Genomic DNA, 19327 nt, shown 5'->3' on the forward strand with positions numbered 1-19327 from the left:
CGCAGCTTTGGGGTTGAAGGCCCAAAAGATGGATCACCGGCTGGTAAATTGGCTGATGTTCATTAACGGCACACCCAAAGACAGATGGGAGGAATTAGCAATGGATACACCAGGCTTGAAAAAGGCGATGACGACACTGGAGTTTCTTAGTCAGAATAAAGAGGCGCGAATGCTTTACGAGATGAGGAAAAAAGCGCTTCTTGATGAACGTTCCGCGTTGGATTATGCGGAAACGCGAGGACGAGAGGAAGGCAAGCTGGAAGGTAAGTTGGAAGGCAAAGCAGAGAGAGATAAAGAAATTGTAGCAAGCATGTTGAAAAAAGGCTTATCTATTTCACTTATTGCTGAAGTGACAGGCTTGTCTTCTACGGACATTGAAGAGCTAGACAAGCGGCTGCAATGAGAACCTAAGAGTATAAACCAGCTCCACGCAAAAAAAAGCTTTCGACTCCACTTTACCTGTGGATTTGAAAGCTTTTTATTTGACCATCTAAGACATAAACTCCGACAGTTTAACTTTTCGTATGCGAAGTCTTCGTAGGCAGAAGCCTTCATCCGCATGTCCAGCGGCATAAGCCAGTAATACGGAATCATCAACGAAATGAATAGCGGTATAACAATATCCCGATCGCTCGTTTGTCTCCATGGCAAATTCCTCTTCCCAAGTCTTTCCTTCATCGCGGCTGATCGCTCCGACAAGCGGCGAACGTCCCCCGGAATGTCGCTCATAAATGCGTGTTTGATAAGTCGGAATTGGGTTCCAAACAGCCAATAGGACGTTATTCTTTTGTTGGATCCGCTTCATGGAAAGCGGTGAACTGGGCGAAGTGAATATCGAGGGCGTCGGCACACTCCAGGTCTCCCCTCCATCAACCGAAAACGACTCGTATTGCCGGCCAAGATCCGTTCGGATCCAAGCCCAGAGCGTGCCATTCATCAGCTCGACGACTCCAGGCTCGTCGAAGCCCGCTTCCGACCATGCAACAGGAAGAGCATGAAAGGAGCGAGACTCCCGCCATGTAACGCCATCATCATCGGACAGGCAAAACATCAGCATCGCGCGAGGATCCCATGAACCTAAATCTGCCGTATTGTTACCCTGCATCCGAAAATAACATGCCGGTACGACCAGTCTCCCGCTTGATAGTCGAATCACCCGATCATTATTGACGTTATAATATCCCGGCCCCGGCATACAGCAAACCGCTTCGCTCCAAGTTTTCCCTTCATCCGATGACCTTCGTAAATAAAGCCTGGTATCATGAAAGCCATATCGAATCAAATGGAATAACCCGATATCCTCGTTTGCAAGACGCAGTAAGCTAACGCTCATTATATTCAAAGCATCATATTCTGTCGGGCTTGCGATGATCTCATCCTCGGACCAACTATTCCCTTGGTCAGACGAATACCTTTTGGCGATTAAAGCAAAAGCATAATCGTCTTCGGTTTCGCCTACAAAGCGGCTATAAACGAACATCAATCGGCCGTCTTTCAAGTCTATAAAAGAACCCTCGCTATTGCGCGGATTATCCTCCGTCGGAGAAAGCTCCATTACGACTTTTCCGAATGTTCCATTCCTCATCCTGAAAACCTCCAATGTAATCTGTGCATTGAACCGTCTACATCTTTACCGAACCGGAGGACAAGCCTTCAACAAACTGTTTACTGGCAAACGCAAACAACAACACGAGCGGCACTGATGCAATGGCATAACCTGCGAACAACGAGCCGTAGTCCGTCTGTTTTTGGGTGAAATAAAGGAGTCCGACAGGTATGGGCTGAAGCTTGATGCTGTTCATCACCATGATCGGCCACACATATTCGTTCCAGGTCGATAAAATATTTAACATCGCCAATGTCCCGATTATGGGCTTCGACAACGGCACGACGATACTAAGCAGAACTTTGGCCTCCCCTGCACCGTCCATTCTCGCCGCTTCAAACATCTCTTCCGACAAAGATGCAAAGAAAGAGCGTAATACGAAGATACAAAACACTTGACCCCCGGCAATATACGGCCCCCATAATCCAAGCCAGTTGTTGAGGATATGCAGTTTGATAACAATCCCAAAAAGCGGCACTAAGGTTAGAACGCTCGGAATCATCAATAAGGAAATAATCAAAAAGTAGATCTGTTCCTTGAGGAAAAACCGCATTCGGGCAAGCGGATAAGCGGCTAGACAGGAAACGATAATCACGCCGACGACAGTTACACCGCTTATGATAAAGCTATTTAAGATAAATCTCTGAATCTGATGCCAGGCTTCCGTGTAGTTTTCCAGATGCAGCGGAAACGTGAGTACCCAACGGTGGGTCGCAAACTGTTTGGCATCCTTAAAAGAGATCAGCACCAGCATGATAAACGGAATGAACGTCAGAAGTCCAAGGGCAGCTAGAACGACATGTTTAATCCCTGAACGATAGGTTAACTTATTCATGGTCTCTTACCTCTCTTAATTCTGATCGAACTCCGTGGACGATTTCAGAAATGTATTGTTGATCACCGTGAGGATGAAAATCATAATAAATAACACGACGCCAATCGCACACGCGAACCCCATCTGACTATTGGTCACCGCTTCGCGATACATGATATAACCTGGAACGGTTGTCGTATTAGCCGGCCCTCCATTGGTAAGAACGAGCTGCAGACTAAACGTTTGCAGCACCGAAATAATCGTTAAAATCATGATCAGTTTGATTTGCGACATAATTAGCGGCAGCTCTATCCGGAAAAATAATGTCGTTCCGTTCGCTCCGTCTACAATTGCTGCCTCTCGCAGAGAAACCGGTATGCTTTGGAAACCGGCCAAATAGATCAATACGGAAACGCCCGAAATCCAAGGAAAGCCAACTAACAATAGCGATGGGAGCGCCATTTTCATGCTTGCCAGCCATAACGGCAAATGTTCGTCGGGGACGCCTATGGCAGCGAGAAAGGAATTCAACAAGCCAACATCCGGGTTTAAGATAAACTTCCACAGCAAGATCGTCACCATGCCCGGCACCACCATCGGAAATACGAACAATAGCCGGTACATATTTTGCAGCTTGGCATGTTTGACTTTATAAATGAGCAAGGCAACCAAAAGCGGGGCTGTGAGCGCTGTGATCACATTAAACGCAGAGAACCAAAATAAATTCAGAAAAGCTCGGCGAAACTCATCCGAAGTAAAAATGATTTCAAAATTTTTAAAACCGATAATCTTCGCTGTCTGAAACCCGTCCCAATTCGTAAACGAATAATAAAATGCGGATAACGCCGGGTAATAACTGAAGGTCATGATCAATAGAATCGTGGGCAGCAGAAATAAATAAGCTTTGATGGTAACTTTTATCTGTTTTCTTTTCTTGTCGTTTACTTGCCGATTCCTGTTGAGTTGAAGCGTCTTTGCATCCGAATAGGGCATGTTCATCTTCCATTCCTGCAAAATTGATAAAGGGGCCTCCGTTTAGAAGCCCCAATTATGGATACCGGTCTATTTCAACCAGTCTGGATTAGCCTCTGCCATGCGGTCAGCTGCTTCTTTATAATATTTCATGACTTCATCGGTAAACTTATCGATGGTCCAATCTCCATTAAGATAAAGCTGCATCGCGGCCTTCATTTTATCTTTGAACGGCGCATCAAGAAGCGCATGATAGCCCTGCATAATGGTTAGCGGGATCTCGTTTATAAACGGTTCCTGGCCCTCGGGCGTTTTCGCCCCAAGAATGTTCGGAATCGTCAAGCCTTCCGCCGAAATCCGCGTCATATTGTCAGGACTGCCGAGAAACATTAGAAAATCCATAATAGCCGCCACTTTTTTCGGATCCTCTTGCTCCAAATAACCAGGTACCAACCACTGTGCAGGCCCCCATGGCCCGTAGATTTTGGTTGCCTTGCCTGACGCGGCGGATGCAACATCCTGAGTAATAGCCGGGAAGCTGAACACCCCGAATTCAAATCCGAAATTTGATTTCTTCAAATAATCCGCATATTGATTTCCAGCCATAAACATGGCGGCTTTTCCGGATTCAAACATTTGTTCTTCATCGATTTGCGCATTAAAGCCTTTAGGCCATTGCTGCGACCATTCCTTCAGCAGCGTATACTCTTGCTTGACGACTTCCTTAAGGGGAAACTTTCCGTCCTTAATGGCTTTAACAGTCTCATTCGGCTCCAATCTGCCGTTACCGCTAGTATCGATATCCTTGATCTTATCGAGCATAAATTCGCTATGCATAATCGTATCGGCCCACGGACCGGAAGAAGCGGACTCTGTGCTAAAAGCTATCGGTATGACCCCGGACGCTTTAATTTTCTCCTGTACCTCGATGAATGCAGTCCAAGTTTTCGGTACGGTTAAGCTAAGCTTGTCAAAGATCGTCTTGTTGTAATAAATACCTATCGCGACACCGTCCCCGGGAATGGTATACGCTTTACCGTCCGGTGCTCTGACGGCGTCAATAATGCCTGTCACAAATGTATCCTTCCAAATTTTATTATCGTTATATGGATTTGGTTTATTCAACCAAGGGTCCATCTGAAGAAACCAGCCTTTTTGATAGTTGGTCCACGTTTCCTCGAAATTCGTCCAGAAAATATCCGGCGCATCCTTGCTCAGCATTCTTGCTTGCAGCCATGCCTTGCGGTCAGGTGCCGTCACTTCTACAAACTCAATCTTGATGTTTGGTTTCAGCTTCGTATATTCGTCTGCCAACTCCTTCATTACCTTGTGTACGGCTGGATCCTTCGTCGTACTTTCCCGCGGCAAATAACCTTGCGGGTCAAACTTAATCGTCATTTCCTTAGCCGCCGTGTCCGGCGAGTTTGACGCTTGCCCCGTTGCCGACGGTTCGACCGATGAAGCCGGCGATGGAGTGCTTGAACACGCTGAAATCAATAACGATAAGGATAAAACCGATGCAGGTGCCAATCTTCTCAGCATAACCTTTCCCATTCTTCGTTCCCCCTGTTTCATAATGTACGGTGAGGCGAATCGCGTACCGAAGGACCGCTTTTGCAAGTCCTTTCCATTTGCCCCTTTCACTTAGTCCAATTATAGCTTGGGAAGCGAATGCGACGAATAACTGCACTTGACATTGCTTTTCTGTAGTTGACCAGTTTGCCGATCGTACTTTTATTTGATTTGTTCGCGGTAGTTCATCGGACTCAAGCCCACATGTTTTTTGAATAATATGCTAAAATGCGCCGGATCCTTGAATCCGACTTCATAGGCAATTTCATTCGCCTTCATCCTCGTTTCAAGCAGCATTCGTTTGGCAGCTTCAATTCGGTAAGACCAGAGCAAATCGCGAAAATTTTGACCGGTCTCTTTTTTAATCAAACGGCTGAGATAAGAATGATTCATATGAAAATAGTCTGCCAGCCTCTCCAAAGACATGTCTTCAGCGGATTTACTTCGTAAATAAGTACAAATTTCTTTGACAAGTCCATTCATCGATTGATTCCGGTTGGTCGCAATAATTCGATCTGCAGACTCCTCCAGCCATTGCTCCAGAAACAACATTAAATCAAACAAAATATCAAAGGATAAAATGGTCTTGCGAGTTTGCAACTGAATTTCTTCGGGAATTCGCAAATTGTATTCCAGCAGAAGCATTTCTACTCTTTGAATGACTTGCAGGGCGAAAGTATGGATATTGGTTTTCGTCAGTCCTTTCCCCATCATCTCCCTGGATATGGAAAGCAAATAGGAAGGAACTTTTTCTTTTTCCCCTTTACGCAGCATAACGATTAACTCATTGAGCTGGTCAGCGCCATTCATGTTGCCCTGCACGCGATTTGGGAGCGCATCGTTAGAAATGATCGAGCCTTTGCCAAGCAGCATCCGATAGTCCAAGCAGTCCTTGATTTCCTTCCAGGCTTGATGTAAGTACAAAATAGAAGGCTTCACTTTGCTGATACAGATCGATACGGCAAACGGAAACGACTCTTTACAGCGATCAAGCATATCGCCGGCCATTTTCATGCTGTCCCCGCGCATCTCCCACAGATCGCCATGCGGCTTAAACAGGATAAGATAGAGTCCCTTGCTATCCGAATAATCCCAATAGCTATAGGGATTATAATCGAGAATTTGGGTCATCGCTTCCCTCAAAGCAACGAACGAATACACTTCCCCAGTCTCTATTAGAACATCTGCATTATCAATCACAACACAAACGACAATGATTTCACGGTCTTCCAATCCATTCTCACTAGCAACGGCATATTTATCCCGCTCATTAACGACATGGCTAAGCATAGACTGAATGACTTGTTCCTGCTTGAGCCTGTCTTCCCGGCTCGTCCGCTCTTCCCCCTGCATGATTAACTCGACGGAGCGGAGCAGCTCCGCATTCTGAATGGGCTTGAGGATAAAATCCGCCGCCCCCAGCTTTACCGCATGCTGCGCATATTGAAAGTCATTAAATGCGGTCAAAAAGAGAAACCGGATGTGCGGAAACCTCGCTTTAATCTGCTCGGCTAATTGAATGCCGTTCATAAGCGGCATACGGATATCGGTAATAACGAGATCCGGTTTATCCGCTGGAATCCGCTCAAGCGCTTCGACTCCATTCGCCGCAACACCTGTTATTTGACAACCCAAATCGCTCCATTCCGTTAAATGGGCAAGGTGATTCCGAATGAGCTCTTCATCGTCTACGATCATGATTTTCATTGAGGTTCATCATCCTTCATTAAATTAATAGGCAAGCGTAAGCGGACGATCGTCCCGCAGTCCAATGCCGGCTCTATCGTTAACCCGTATCTTCGGCCATAAAGCAGCTGAATCCGCTGCTTCACATTATTTAAACCAATCCCTAAGCTTGGATGATCCTTGGATGACAGGTTAAGTCCCGCTCCATTATCCTGTATTTCGACAATCAAATCGTATTCGTGCAAATAAGCGCTGATCTTAATGATGCCTTGTTCCTGAATCAGGTCAATTCCATGAATAATGGCATTTTCCACAAGCGGCTGTAAAATGAGCTTCGGCACGATAACCTGCTGCAGCTCTTCCGAAACGTCGATTGTCCAAGTCAGCCGTTCCTTGTATCGGTACTTAGCCAGCTGTAAATAGTACAAAACGAATTGAAGCTCATTTTTCAGAGGAATCAAATCGCTTCCCGGCGAGATCGAAAAGCGAAAAATAGCGGCCAGCAACCGGATCATGTCCGGTATAGCCGTTGAACCAAGCTCTTTAGCCATGATGTTGACGGATTCCAGCGTGTTGTATAGAAAATGCGGATTGATCTGGGCCTTAATCATTTTAAGTTCGGCTTCTTTGTTCAGCAGATCGACTTTGTAAACCTTTTCAATTAAATTTTGTATATCCGTAATCAAATGATTAAAGCTGACACAGAGCCGTCCGACTTCATCAATCGTTTTGATATTGTCGATCTTTTCGTAAATCTCCTTCTGGGCCTTCCCCATCAGATTACTTAATCTCGCAATCGGCGTTGTCACCCGGCGCAATATAATAACGGTCAGAATCAGTACAAGAAGCCCTGTTACCGCTGTAATAAACAGTGCAAAAAAAGCCAAGCTATCAATTTCCTCGTGGAAGCTGGATTTTGAAAAAAGGCTGATAAAACGGAATCCCGAATAATCGGATACTCTTTCTAATAGAACCGTATTCTTGGTATCCGGCAGACGAAAACGAGTGCCGATTTGTTGTTGGTTTGCATTGGACAAAATCAGCCCGCCGGCGTTCGTCATAAAAAATTCCTGACTGCCGTAGGTTGAATAGGCCTTCGCTATCCGCTCCGGATTCAGCATGACAATCAAGAGACCGATTTTTTTTCCAGTAGGCTCATGAAGCATTTCCTTAGCGCCTACCAACCGGTTATGATCGTTAAAGGGAGCCCAAACGAAAGCCTCGGGCTTCTCGTGCGCCATGGCTTCCAGAGCAAGCATAGACTCAAGCTTGTATTCGGAATCGGCATAATAGACCTGTTGATTTGCGTTAACTAAGTATATGGCATCGATAAATTCGCTTCTTAATTTCCACTCGGACAATCGTTCATTAACACGTTTGCCTCTGCTCGTAAAGCTCTCTTGATTTTTGTCAGTAGAGGTAAAATCCTCCCGTAAAGCGGTTGCAATACTATCATCCCTTTGGATCTGCGCGGCTTGTAGAGTAACATCCCGTAAATATCCGTCTATTTTATCGACCATCTCTACCAATGATTGTTTTTTCGAATCGGTGATTTTCGTCTCCAAAATGGCTGTCGATCTATAATAAAAGACACTAATCACGAGGATCAGCGGAAGTAAGGTCAATACCGAGTATAAGAGAATCATTTTATTAAAGAGCTTGGACGCGAATACTCTCCATAGACTCCTTATCAATTTCCTTGGAATCGTAAAAAACAATGGCATTCCCTCCAATTCTCACATAAACAAATAAGATTATGGTAATTGTATATTGAATCAAATTATACCAGTAAGTGAAATTACTAATGGAAACAATTTATCCGGCTAGGGGAATCGCAATGCAAGGATAAACGGCTTCGCGGTCCTTTGGGACGCGCGCGTTTACCGTTGAAACATAAGCACTTGGTAGTTGAAACCTATAAATTCTTATATTTGAATAAAAACAAAAAAACAGGTACGGTAAATCACCTGTTTTCTGCGTCTTTGCCCCGTTTCTCGCTTCTTTTGCTATAGAAGGCGTAACGAAGTTAATAATCTTTTCATCACCGTCGCCGCTTCCGCCCTTGTAGCCTGATCCAGAGGAACAAACCTCATCTCCGCTCTGCCATTCATGATTCCTAAACGGACAGCTATTTGGACTTCCGCTTTGGCCCACTCGCTTATAGCTTCCGAATCGGCGAAAGTCATTACGGAGCCAGTATCGATATCGTCCCTTGATGCAGACTCTGAAGCATAGTCGCTCGCTCTAACCATCAAAACAGCCATTTCTTCCCTTGAGATGTTCTCTTCCGGAGCAAAGCTGGTTTCTGTCTTTCCTTGGATAATGCCTGCTGAATAAGCGCTATTTACTTCATTCTCATACCAAGAACCAGGCGTTACATCGGTAAACGGGTTTTGATTCCTAGTAACTTTCAGATCCAGCGCCCGAGCAATTAATGCGGTAAACTGTGCTCTTGTGACTTTTGCTTCCGGTGCAAAAAGATCTTCATCGATTCCTTTTATGATGTTTTTCGAAGCAAGCAGTTCTATATCTGCCTTGGCCCAATGGCCATCCAAATCTAGAAACCCCTTTGACACGGAAATGCTCTCTCCTAAGGAAAACGTTTGATTGGACAAATTGCGGTCGACCACCTTCATGGATTCCCACTTAACGGTGGAGGTACCGTAATTTTTAGTCTTAAATGTCAGGGTACCGATGATGATATCCCCGCTTTCTCCGGTTACATTTCCGATTTTGGTATGAGCGATGATGATCTCGTTTTTCTTGATAATAGGGGATACGGAAAAACCGTTCAGATTGGATTTAGCTTCCACAAGCTCTAAGTGGTCGGGATCAAACGTAAATCTGGCCTCATAGCCATATAGATCTTCAAGGTTTTTACCGCTCATGGTGACGATCGTTTTACCGTCAACAGGTTTAGCGGCGGTCAATAAAAACGATGATGCCGTCTCCGCAGAAGCGGTTGCAAGCAGCAGCCATGGAAAACAGAGTAAGCATACTAATAGGCAGGGGATCATTTTACGATTCATCATATCGTCCTTTCGCTGGGTAAAGGGCCGTCTAGTACAAACAGGAAGGAGGATTCCCCTTCCTGTTTATACGTTCCGTTATTCCACAATCTTCTTGGCAACCGCTGCGAGATCGAGGATATCAATTTTCCCGTCTCCGTTAATATCCGCTTTCTTCACTTGCTGCCAATCCGGACTGCTGCTGTCTTTACCGTAATGAGCGGCCATGATGGACAAATCGCCTATGGTGACTTTTCCGTCTTGATTGATGTCGGTGCTATGTCCGCCAGTATCTCCTGTCGTAATCTGAATACTAATAGACGATAATGCGGCCAGGATCTCGTTTCCTTGATCGTTTCCAAGAGCCGCGCTCGTAATCGAGACTACTCCTGTCGCCGTTTGTGAAATATTTTTAGCTCTAAATGTCAGCTCTATCGCTTGCCCGCTGCTAACGATCGCATGCTCCGAGCCTTGACTGGCAACAATCAGCCGCAGTTTGCCCGCAGGCTCCTTGACTATTTCTACAAGAGCAAGCCCTTCTAGTAAGGACCTTGCGGATACAAATTCCATGACGGCAGGATCGTAATCCAATTTGATATCCTGTCCGTAAACCGCCCCGGTAACATTGTTTAAGCCATAGCTCACTTTAAATTCCGTTCCCGCAGGAACCGAGCTTCTTTCAGCCGTTAAAGAAGTGCTGATTGCGGCCGGTTCGGAAGAGATCGTTACCGATACTTTCCCGATATTCGAATCCGTTATGCCGTCATTCGCTTTGAACGTAAAGGTATCCGTTCCCGCAGCGCCGTGAAACGGCGTATAACGAAACGCTCCGGTCGTCGGATTTGTTAAGGTTACGGTGCCTTTCGTTCCGTTCGTTTCGATGCTGTAAAGAAGCGGGCCGCCGGACGAAGCATTCGCACTAAGCGTGCCGTTAAGAGCGGTACCGGCCGTCGTTGTCAAATCCATATCGATTGCGGTAGTCAAGGTATCGGCGAACGAAGCATCCAAGGCGTACAATCTGCCCTCGCCCGGTTCGAAGCTATCGGACAGCGTTCCGGTCGTACTGTTGTAATTCGTACTGACCTCCGCTCCAGTCGTTTTGGATACTTCCGTCACAGTATGGATGCCGGGCGATAATTGAAACGATAAGGTCTGCGAATTCTGATAGTCGTTATTCACTACCATCACATATTTCCGGCCGTTCTCGTGGGTGAAATACCCGATAACAGCGGGTTGATCGCCAATCTGCTGCCAGAAAAAATTAGCAGGCAGCGCCTTTGTAGAATCAGGAATCGTGCTGCCGGTATGATAAACTTCTTTGGAAGTCAGCTTCAAAAGCGTCGAACCGAGATATTGGACTTCGGCATCGATATCCTTTGCCCAGTAGTAGGAATTGTTTCTGGTCCCGTCCGGCAAAATCAGACCGTTATTATGCCCGGCCGGTGTAAAGTAGGTGTACCACATATAGCCTTTTGCGCCATAGACCAGATTCGTATAGACCTGATAACGCATTTCCGATTCGTTAGGAACACGCTGCCAGTTATGACCTACGGATTGCATATAACTCCAGAAATCAATCCCGGCCGATAACGAATGATTTCGGATGATTTCCAGATTGGCATAATATCCTTCTCGAAACTCCGATCCATTTGCATAAGGGTAAAAATCAAAGGAGAGAACATCCGGTTGGGTGCTTACCCAGCGGGACACATAATCCTCATAAGTTCCGCCTTGAATGTTCTGATCAAAAGTAAACCACAGGTCAGCATCTATTAATGATCCATCCCTATAGGCCGTTCCGTCGTTTATCCAGTTGTCGCCGATTTTCGAGCGGACCACTCCGTCAATAGAAGCATTCCCCTCCACCGTAAACTCCATATAATACAGCGTATTTTCTTGGACATCGGTATCAAGATTAAACTGCGGCCAGTTCGAATTTGCCCCCATACGGCTGCCGCCGGCGATCAGGTTCGTTTTGGCCGGAGAATCCCAAAGCTTTAGGGTCACTTCCTCGCCTTCGTTCCATGTCTGCTGATCAACCCAGATCTGAACGGTCGATATATGGGTTTGACCCGGCATCGTCGTGAACGTTTGCCCCAGCGATTGTTGGGAGGTTAATGGTTCACTCGCCGTATAGTTTTCGAAGCCCAGTTGTCCGGGGGTAGCGAAATTCGGCAGCAAATTGACAAACACCATATGATCGGGATCATTGGCTTTCAATCGTTTCGTTGCTTCCTGCAGCTTCGGATAAAAATTGCTGCTCGGTTCATCAAGCAAATAATATCCTTTTGTCGCCTCATAATCCTTATAGGTTTCGGTGATTGCATCCAAACTGGCATCGGATGGACGCAGTCTGGCGCCATCGGCGTAGACGAGCTGAAAGTAGGTGATATCGAACGTAAGGTCGGCATGTTCCGGCACGCCATTCCGATAGGCTTCTCCATCGTTGTATACATCGCTTGTGCTTGCCGATAGGTTTACAGGGGTCGAGCTATTGCTCGTGACCTCCATGTAATAAGATTGATTTAAGCCGATCGGTATATTCCCTATAGGAAATGCGCCGTCTCTCGAGTTGCTCGTAATGCTGTTTAGTAAAGTTTGCTTAGCCGGACTATCGTAAATCGAAAGAGTCAGTATCGTGCCGGGATCCCATGGTGAGGCAGGATCGACAAAAAGCTTGACGCTTTCGATGTACCAGCCTGTGTCCAAATCTTCTCTCTTCACCTTAAACGTCTGCCCGATCGGCTGAGAATCGCTGACGGAAAGGGTTCCGCCTCCCGCAGTTTGCGGTACATTGTAAAAGTCTACGGCGAAGCGGCTATCGTTAACCATGATTTTGAAATCATTCGCTTCCGCCAGCCTTAAGGCTTTATCGTTAGCTTCCGGTGAGACTACGTAGTTATTGCCAATGAAAAAATTGGCGTTCATCTCTCTCATTTCTTTATATCTTTCATCTGTAGTATCGTTTGGTCCGGGCGGCCAAAAAAGACCGATTGGGAAAACGTTAGGTACGTTAGTTACGACATCAGGTACTTCTTCCAATGAGAAATCGTCGCAATAGGCGCTTCCCGTATCCCCGCTCGGTCTATAACAGAACACTCGGGCGAACGTGTTGGATTCACCTGTCGTAAAGATGACAGTCCCTTTCGTATAACTATTTCCGACAAGCGTTTCGGCCAGAATCTCGCCGCCGTAGCTATTAACGCCAATGAACGTCGCCCCGCTGTCCATTTTGGCATAACCGGTCAATTTATACTTCGTATTCGGCAATAACCCGGTCACCACCTGATTCACTTGTTCGCCTAATTGCGTTATCTTCGCGGCATATGTCCCCGACCTGACATTTGCGGGCACGTTCGTGATCTCCGCCGTAATCGTACTCCATGAATCTAGCGTTCCGCTCTCGAATCCGGCATTTTGCATTAAATTTGCGTCGGCTGTGGCTGCACTTGCGGGAATGGGATTTGCAATTAGCGTTCCCGCAGCCATAAGAACGGCTAAACAAATAAAAACGATTTTTCGCGCCAAATTCTTTGCCATCAAAGAATCCTCCCGGTTATTAAAATAATGAAACAATCGTAATCCCAAGCTTTTGCATACAGAAGAGCGAAACCGTATACTTTGAAAGTCCACCATTCTCCTTTCCTCTAATACAATATAAGCCATCTATCGGAAGCGTTTACATAACTGCAGTTTACATTTCTTTATTCCAATTGACTTCACTTGAATAGGTTGATCCTGCATGAAGAGTTGACATCGTACCGCTGCTCTATTCGCTTTCATCTTCGTACTGATCCGGTAATTCAGCGGGTAAAAAGTCCGGATTCACTTTTTCCACTTTACCTGTAACGGAGCTCTTCTCAGCAGCTGCCAAAGTACCGCATATCACGTTAGCTTTGCGAAAGTCGTGCGGCCACTGATCGGTCCCTTTAATCGCCTCAATATAAGTGTCAATCTCTTCTTTATAGACGGATTCCAATAGATCCGACAAACTGCCAAAATTTCGCGTATCGTGTATCCCAAGCAACGGTAACCTACGATGAATATCGCCTGTGAGAAGATCAAACTCGATTGTTCCGTTGCTGCCTACGGCAACGCCTTTTCTTGTTACCGTAGGACTCGCTCCTAGAACGACAAGTTGACCGATCCCGCCATTTTTTAAGCGCATTTGCAAGCTCCAGCTATCTTCATAGTTCGGTCCCAACTCCCCTCCCGTACGCACTATACCTGTTACGCCTTGCGGTTCGGAAAACAGATCGGTTAGTCCGATTAATTCGAAAGTTACCATTTCTCTTGTACCATTCGTGCTGCGATTACGTGCGTAATATTCCGTTCCTTCATCTGGATGCCAACTGGCTATATCAATGGATAAGCAGAAAGTATAGGCAAATAACTCGCCAAGCTCTTCCCGCACAATTCTCAATAATTCTTTGCATAGCGGTAAAAATTGAAGTGTGCATGAAGGCGCGGCAACCGTTTGCTTTTCAGCTGTTTTACGCTCTACTTCCCGATAACGAAACGGAAACAGCTCAGCCTCGCAAAAAAAATGCAAGCCTCTGTCCAAAGCGATCTTCACATACTGCGAGTGTGACTGCGGCGGCGTAGAAATACTAATTGCAACCGCTCCCCAAGCTAACGCCGATTCCATACAATCGAAACAGGGTATCCCAAATTGATTGCTTGCCTTCTCTCTCCGATCAGTCCTCATTTCCAATAAGGCGACTTCCACATCCGCGCGAGCTGTCAAATCACGAATTCTGCGCGTACCCATCGAACCGGCTCCAATTTGCAAAACCTTTATCTTCATGTTATTCCTCCGCTCTTTACTTCTGTAGCGCGACCTATCCCGATCCATCACAGCTTTATTTTAATGCCGCGGTTACCGGCCGTAACATAACTACAGTTGACATTGCTTTACTACAATTGACTTCTCTTTCTATCGATGCGAAGCTCCGGAGTTAGCCGGTAATTCTCCAGTGCTGTACAACTTCCTGTATTCCCGCGGGGTCGTACCCGTCACTTCCTTGAATACGCGGATAAAATAATTCACATTGCTGTAACCTGATACCTCGCCGATCTCTTTGATTTTCCAATTCGTTTCATGCAGCAGCTTTTTGCTTTTCTCGATGCGAACTTGTGTCAGATATTCCAGGAAATTCATTCCCGTCTTGTCTTTGAAGATTCTGCTCAAATAGGCGGGATTAAGCTGCAGATGGTCAGCCGCATTCGCTAGCGACAACTCTTTGCCGCTGCAATTATCGCCCAGTTTCATCACTTCTTGGATGTAATTGTTTTTCTTTTCCCGGAATGCACCGTCAATATGAACGGACATGACTCCGATCATGTCTTCGGACCAGCTGATCATCTCCTCCACATCTTTTTTCTGTAGAAGCACGGTGAACAGAGTGTTTTTCACACCTAGCTCTTTGGGCAGATCCAGCCGCATATTGCTTGCCGTTTCCAGCAACCGCACCCACAGCTGAACGAAAGCCTGTAACAACTGCTGATATTGCACCCGATCCTGCTGCTCTTTCACTTCCTTCACAAACTCAGCGAATACCAGCTTGGCCTGTCCTGTCTCCCCGTTCTTGACGAATTGGTTCAATTTCGTTTCCTTTTCCTTCGGATATACGAAGACCGGCAGACTTTCAAGCCGCACATCATCGATGTAGATAACTTCACCATTCCCGCCGTTGCCGCGGTGCCCGATTGCCTCTTCCGCCTCGTCGTACGCTTTGTGCAGCTGATATACGTCCGAACAATGCCGGCCTATACCGATCGTGCAGTATAGGTCAAGCGTCCTCCTCACTTCGGATTTCATATTTTCGGCTAGGTCATAGACGTCCATCATGTCCGACTGCTTGCTATTCAATACTACGGTAAACAAGTCCTCGGACATCTCCACGATAAAACCGGAATGGCTTTTGAAGAGCACCCGCTCCAGAATGTCCACGATTTGCAGATTGATCAGATTTCTGCTGGAGAAGTCCAACTCCTTCCTGCCCCGGTCATCGAATAGTACATTCAACAGCACCATATCCTTCAGTTCAAATCGAAGTCCCAGCATTAAAATCCGCTCGCTCATTTCTTCCCTGCTATACCTGTTATTCTTGATCAGCGTAGTAAGAAACTTCTCCTTATAAGCCGGCAGGCTTTCCCTCAATCGATGCTGCAGATTGGCTCTGTCCTCGATAGAGCGAGTAAACCGGTTCTCGATCGTCTTGAACTCATCGTACGACTGCGTATTCGGTTGTACTTGCGAATGATCGGTATAATCGACACTCTTCATATATGCGAGCAAGCGAAACACGGGCCCGTAGATGCTTTGACTGGCCATGAAGGCCAGAAGTCCCGTCGCCACAATCAGCATAAAGGAAGAGAGGAATATGAGACCTTTGATGTGAAAGATGCTGCTATATAGTCCATCCAGATCAACCGCCCTGACGAACGTCCAGCCAAGAAGCTGCGATGTCTCGTAAGTGACGAGCATCCGCTTGTCGTTGTACTCGATGACGTCCTGATCCGCAGGAAGATCATCCAACATGCGGCCATCGAGTTCCGCTCTGATTTTCCGGTACATCTCTTCCCGCCCGTCGTGAAGCAGCACCGCATTGTTTTTCGACAAAGCGAAAAAGGTTTCATTTTCACGCCTTTCCAGACTCTTTACAATTCTGGCATAAATAAGATCCGCATTGAGGTTAACGACCATATAGCTATTAATGTTGGGAGATTTGTAGATGACAGGCAGTATTTGTTCTGCGTCAGCCCCCGGCTTATTTATAAATCTCGCTTCCATGAAATAGGGAAACTCCGTTGCGTCATCCGGAATTTCGATCCATTCCTGAGCGTTCGCTTCATCCTCCGACAATTCGGTCCCGAAAGACGTCAGTGTAACATCCTTGGCCCTATCGATTAGAAACACCGAATGAATGAAATCATTGGAGAATTTCATATTGTCCAGGTTCCATCTCACTTTGGCTTTGCTATTGATATACCGTGCCAGAATGGGCAAATCCAAATCGCTGATATCCTTATTCAGCCCTTCGTAGTAGCTGCCCCTGGGGAATCTCTCCCACTCCCGCATCGTGCTGTCTAGCGTGAACTGCCTGAAATTATTGCTGATTTGATTGATAATAATCTCCAACGCATTGGCCGTCTGGGATAAATAGTTGGAATTAGCGTTAAGCAGCTCGGTTCTGAGCGACGCTTTGACATTGTGATACAGGTATATGCTGATGATCAGAACGGGAAGCAAAGAGAGAAAGAGTGTGTAGCCGATCACTTTAAAGTAAAATTTCCGGGTTCTTCTGAATGTAAATATCTTTTCGATCATGCTATTTTATTGCCCCCTTTTCCTTAGCCGGATCGTTGACCTTTCTTATCATCAGCATGCCCCGAGATATTCCGATTGTCTATATAGTAAAAAAACAGGAGCCCCGCACAATAAGCTCCTGTTACATTCATACGTGTCTAAGGCTGCGGCAAAATATCCGATAGTCTTATTCGGCTTACTCTCAGCCTGCGGAGACAGCTTCCGTCTTGCCTATTGCCGGCACAGTAAGCCAGCAAGACGGAATCGTCGACAAAGTGGATGGCAACATAACAATAACCGCTGCTTTCATCCGTTTCAACAGAGAAGTAATGTCCCCAAGTTTTGCCTTCATCCTTGCTTATCGCTCCGATCAACGGAAATCGCCCCGCCGTGTGCCGTTCGTAAAGGCGTGTCTGATAATCAGGTATAGGATTCCACACAGCCAGCAGATAGTTGGATTCCGGAATTCGCTTCATCGAGAGCGGGGAATTCGGTGAAGTAAAGAAAGAAGGCACAGGCACACTCCATGTCTCTCCCCGGTCCATGGAAAAGGTTTCATACTGATAACCCATATCCGTCCTGCACCATGCCCATAATGTACCGTCTGCAAGCTCTATTACGCCTGGTTCGTCCAAACCCGATCCCGACCTGGAGTATGGCAATGTATAGAACGAATTGGATTCTCTCCAGGTAACCCCATCGTCATCGGATAAGTAAAAGAACAGCATGGCCCGTGAATCCCATGAACTCAAATCCACCGTACTTTCCCCGCGCATTCTAAAGTAGCTGGCGGGAATAACCAGCCTCCCTCCTTGCAAACGTATCACTCTGTCGTTATTTACATTGAAATAACCCGGACCCGGCATACAACAGACAGCCTCGCTCCATGACTCGCCTTCATCCGCTGAACGTCTTAGGAAGAAACGCAAATCATGCCAGCCCTGACGAACGCCATAAAACATACCGATATCGCCATTTCCCAACCGCAATAAACTCACGCTCATAAGATTAATGGCGTCATATTCCTCCGGCTTAGCAATTACTTCGTCATCCGTCCAGGTGTTTCCCCGGTCAGCCGAATAACGCTTAGCAATTACCGCATAGGCATAATCCTCTGGAGAATCCCCAAGAAAACGGCTATACACGAGCAGCAGCCTGCCGTCTTTAAGCTCGATAAAAGCTCCCTCGCTATTGCGCGGATTCCCTTCGGATGGCCCAAGCTCTAAAACTACATCCCTCAAATTATCCATTTAATTGCACCCTCCATTTGAATTTTTCTGATGATATCGCAAGAAATTTGCTAGGGCGTGTCTGAATACTCCGAGGGGAACAGATTTTGCCGAATTTTCGTTCCATGCAAGGCGCGTTTGGGAAGGCGTACCGGGGGTACGTCGAGCAAACGGAACGAAGCAGGGGGCGGAAAGGCGGTGAAAGATGACCCCGAGTGAGTTTTCAGACACGCCCTAACCCTTTATTGAACCTGTCAGTACACCTTTCACAAAATACTTCTGTAAAAAAGGATAGACAAACAAAATAGGTACGGTTGTAACGATGATCGCTGCCGCTTTCAAGCTTTGCGCCGTCGGTCTTTCCATCATCCCTGCCGTCATCGTCGTATTTAATTCTTCCGAGGTCATAGACAGCACAACTTGCCTCAGAATAAGCTGCAGCGGATGCATCTGGGTATTATTAATATAGATCGCTGCATCAAACCAAGCATTCCAGTGACCTACTGCATAGAAAAGCCCGATGGTAGCAAACGTGGGCAAGCTTAACGGAAAAACTATCCGCACGAGGACGCCCAGCGGCGAAGCTCCGTCAATGATCGCCGATTCTTCAATCTCCATGGGGATTTGCATAAAGAAATTCCTCATAACAATTAAATTCCACGAACTGATTAATCCGGGAATAATCATCACCCAGAAGGTGTCCAGCAAATGTATACTTTTCATGAGTAAATAATTGGGGACGAGTCCGCCCCCGATAAGCATTGTGATAAAAACGAACGTAATCAATCCGTTCCTGCCCGGTAAATCCCTTCGTGCCAACCCGTAGGCCATCATGGCCGTAAACACAAGATTGAGCGTTGTACCGATCAGTACTCTCAGGAATGTGATCCCGTAAGCGTTATAGATCAATGAGCCTTTGCTCAACAGCAGGTTATAGGCCGTGAAGTCCAAATCCCTCGGTATGAGGATGAAATTCCCTCTGGCGATCAGCTCGTTCTCACTGACAAACGAAGTGGCAAGTACAACAAGAAAAGGGATAATAAAGGAGAAAGAAATCATGGTCAAAAAGCTGTAATTCACAATCTGAAATGTTCTCTCACCCATATTACGGCGTTGTTGGTTCATCTT

General features: G+C 46.3%; 13 protein-coding genes. 1 reads left to right on the forward strand and 12 read right to left on the reverse strand.

Annotated elements, in window-relative coordinates; genetic code table 11:
* Positions 1-28 precede the first annotated feature (28 nt).
* On the forward strand, positions 29-403 hold the full coding sequence (locus DQG23_RS11300) for an Rpn family recombination-promoting nuclease/putative transposase (protein WP_238177844.1): 375 nt from the start codon (positions 29-31) through the stop codon (positions 401-403).
* An 87-nt stretch (positions 404-490) separates the two neighbouring features.
* On the opposite strand, the gene DQG23_RS11305 is transcribed toward DQG23_RS11300, so the two are convergent.
* The 12 genes from DQG23_RS11305 to DQG23_RS11360 form a co-directional block, all read right to left on the reverse strand.
* Entirely contained in the window at positions 491-1585 is a 1095-nt protein-coding gene (locus DQG23_RS11305) for a sialidase family protein (protein WP_113030946.1), read from the reverse strand.
* Between the two features lie 37 nt (positions 1586-1622).
* The gene (locus tag DQG23_RS11310) at positions 1623-2441 is read right to left on the reverse strand and encodes a carbohydrate ABC transporter permease (protein ID WP_113030947.1); all 819 of its coding nucleotides are present in this window, start codon (positions 2439-2441) and stop codon (positions 1623-1625) included.
* Positions 2442-2456: 15 nt separating this feature from the next.
* Complete coding sequence (locus tag DQG23_RS11315) at positions 2457-3419, reverse strand: carbohydrate ABC transporter permease (RefSeq protein WP_146762291.1); 963 nt, start codon at positions 3417-3419, stop codon at positions 2457-2459.
* Positions 3420-3482: 63 nt separating this feature from the next.
* Positions 3483-4946, reverse strand: a complete 1464-nt coding sequence (locus DQG23_RS11320; protein WP_158560411.1) for an ABC transporter substrate-binding protein — start codon at positions 4944-4946, stop codon at positions 3483-3485.
* A gap of 180 nt (positions 4947-5126) precedes the next feature.
* Complete coding sequence (locus tag DQG23_RS11325) at positions 5127-6671, reverse strand: response regulator transcription factor (protein WP_113030950.1); 1545 nt, start codon at positions 6669-6671, stop codon at positions 5127-5129.
* On the reverse strand, positions 6668-8215 hold the full coding sequence (locus DQG23_RS11330; protein ID WP_158560412.1) for a sensor histidine kinase: 1548 nt from the start codon (positions 8213-8215) through the stop codon (positions 6668-6670). The genes DQG23_RS11325 and DQG23_RS11330 overlap by 4 nt, the downstream gene beginning before the upstream one ends.
* Positions 8216-8656: 441 nt before the next feature.
* Complete coding sequence (locus DQG23_RS11335) at positions 8657-9679, reverse strand: S-layer homology domain-containing protein (protein WP_158560413.1); 1023 nt, start codon at positions 9677-9679, stop codon at positions 8657-8659.
* A gap of 78 nt (positions 9680-9757) precedes the next feature.
* On the reverse strand, positions 9758-13198 hold the full coding sequence (locus DQG23_RS11340) for a cohesin domain-containing protein (RefSeq protein WP_158560414.1): 3441 nt from the start codon (positions 13196-13198) through the stop codon (positions 9758-9760).
* A gap of 229 nt (positions 13199-13427) precedes the next feature.
* Positions 13428-14465 (reverse strand): Gfo/Idh/MocA family protein, encoded by a 1038-nt coding sequence (locus tag DQG23_RS11345; RefSeq protein WP_158560415.1) that lies wholly within the window; start codon positions 14463-14465, stop codon positions 13428-13430.
* A 129-nt stretch (positions 14466-14594) separates the two neighbouring features.
* Positions 14595-16991, reverse strand: a complete 2397-nt coding sequence (locus DQG23_RS11350) for a helix-turn-helix domain-containing protein (RefSeq protein WP_113030955.1) — start codon at positions 16989-16991, stop codon at positions 14595-14597.
* A gap of 137 nt (positions 16992-17128) precedes the next feature.
* The gene (locus tag DQG23_RS11355; RefSeq protein WP_113030956.1) at positions 17129-18220 is read right to left on the reverse strand and encodes a sialidase family protein; all 1092 of its coding nucleotides are present in this window, start codon (positions 18218-18220) and stop codon (positions 17129-17131) included.
* Between the two features lie 213 nt (positions 18221-18433).
* Positions 18434-19324, reverse strand: a complete 891-nt coding sequence (locus DQG23_RS11360) for a carbohydrate ABC transporter permease (RefSeq protein ID WP_113030957.1) — start codon at positions 19322-19324, stop codon at positions 18434-18436.
* Between the last annotated feature and the right edge of the window lie 3 nt (positions 19325-19327).

It is taken from the genome of Paenibacillus contaminans (assembly GCF_003285015.1).
GTDB classification, from domain to species: Bacteria; Bacillota; Bacilli; order Paenibacillales; family NBRC-103111; genus Paenibacillus_V; species Paenibacillus_V contaminans.

Coding starts and splice junctions, on each gene's coding strand:
- DQG23_RS11300 (WP_238177844.1), top strand. CDS start 29: ATGGATCACCGGCTGGTAAATTGGCTGATGTTCATTAACGGCACACCC.
- DQG23_RS11305 (WP_113030946.1), bottom strand. CDS start 1,585: ATGAGGAATGGAACATTCGGAAAAGTCGTAATGGAGCTTTCTCCGACG.
- DQG23_RS11310 (WP_113030947.1), bottom strand. CDS start 2,441: ATGAATAAGTTAACCTATCGTTCAGGGATTAAACATGTCGTTCTAGCT.
- DQG23_RS11315 (WP_146762291.1), bottom strand. CDS start 3,419: ATGAACATGCCCTATTCGGATGCAAAGACGCTTCAACTCAACAGGAAT.
- DQG23_RS11320 (WP_158560411.1), bottom strand. CDS start 4,946: ATGGGAAAGGTTATGCTGAGAAGATTGGCACCTGCATCGGTTTTATCC.
- DQG23_RS11325 (WP_113030950.1), bottom strand. CDS start 6,671: ATGAAAATCATGATCGTAGACGATGAAGAGCTCATTCGGAATCACCTT.
- DQG23_RS11335 (WP_158560413.1), bottom strand. CDS start 9,679: ATGAATCGTAAAATGATCCCCTGCCTATTAGTATGCTTACTCTGTTTT.
- DQG23_RS11340 (WP_158560414.1), bottom strand. CDS start 13,198: ATGGCAAAGAATTTGGCGCGAAAAATCGTTTTTATTTGTTTAGCCGTT.
- DQG23_RS11345 (WP_158560415.1), bottom strand. CDS start 14,465: ATGAAGATAAAGGTTTTGCAAATTGGAGCCGGTTCGATGGGTACGCGC.
- DQG23_RS11350 (WP_113030955.1), bottom strand. CDS start 16,991: ATGATCGAAAAGATATTTACATTCAGAAGAACCCGGAAATTTTACTTT.
- DQG23_RS11355 (WP_113030956.1), bottom strand. CDS start 18,220: ATGGATAATTTGAGGGATGTAGTTTTAGAGCTTGGGCCATCCGAAGGG.
- DQG23_RS11360 (WP_113030957.1), bottom strand. CDS start 19,324: ATGAACCAACAACGCCGTAATATGGGTGAGAGAACATTTCAGATTGTG.